The sequence below is a fragment of the Pseudomonas sp. GM49 genome, from assembly GCF_000282355.1.
Classification (GTDB): domain Bacteria; phylum Pseudomonadota; class Gammaproteobacteria; order Pseudomonadales; family Pseudomonadaceae; genus Aquipseudomonas.
In genome coordinates, this window is the sequence record NZ_AKJL01000121.1 from 1 (window position 1) to 920 (window position 920).

Consider the following 920-nt stretch of genomic DNA (forward strand, 5'->3'; position numbering starts at 1 on the left):
GGCAATGCCCTCGATCCGATTCCCGGTGGCAGCTTTTTCATCAGCCATGAACTGGACGAGCACTGGAGCGTCGGTTTCGGCCAGTACGGTGACTTCGGCCTGGCGGTCAATTACGACAACGATTGGTCAGGCCGCTACTTCGCGCAGAACTCCAGCCTGCTCGGCCTGTCGCTGGTACCGAGCGTGGCTTATCGCTTCAACGAGCAGTGGTCGGTGGGCCTGGGCATCAAGGCCATGTATGGCATGTTGAAGGCAGACACTGCCATCGACCGCTCCCCTTTCGGCTTCACTGACCGCTCTGACGGCCAATACAAGTACAGGGACAACACCTGGGGCTATGGCGCCAACGTCGGCGTGATCTACGCCCCGCAACCCGGCACGCGCATCGGCCTGACCTACACCAGCCAGGTTGACCTGGACTTCAAGGACCGGCTCGATGTGAAGGGCGATGGACGTCTGCTCGAGCGCGTCAACAACACCAACACCGAACTCGACATGAAGGTGCCGCAAACCGTAACCCTGAGCCTGTTCCAGCAACTGGACCGGCAATGGGCGCTGCTGGCCTCGGCCAACTGGCAGGACTGGTCCGAGTTCGGCGACATCGCCGTAGAGGTCGACACCACGGCGTCTGGAGCGCAATCGACTACGGTCGACGCCGGCTTCAAGGACACCTGGCACCTCTCCCTGGGGGCGCAATACCAGGCCACCGAGCAGTGGTTGTGGAACTTCGGCGTGGCCTACGACAGCAGCGCCGTCTCGGACAGCAATCGCAGCGTGGTCGTGCCGATGAATGAATCCTGGCGCATTGCGACAGGAGCCACCTATGCGCTGAACAAGGACACCGACGTCAACGTCAGTTGGGCCATGGTCTGGCTCGGCGACATGCCGGTTGACCAGGCAAAAACCGTATCGGGCAATCG

The 920-nt window shown here is 61.6% G+C and carries 1 protein-coding gene; it reads left to right on the forward strand.

The window, feature by feature from the left end:
• A partial coding sequence (locus PMI29_RS17060; protein WP_007997255.1) for an OmpP1/FadL family transporter occupies window positions 1-920 on the forward strand: 920 nt, incomplete at both ends.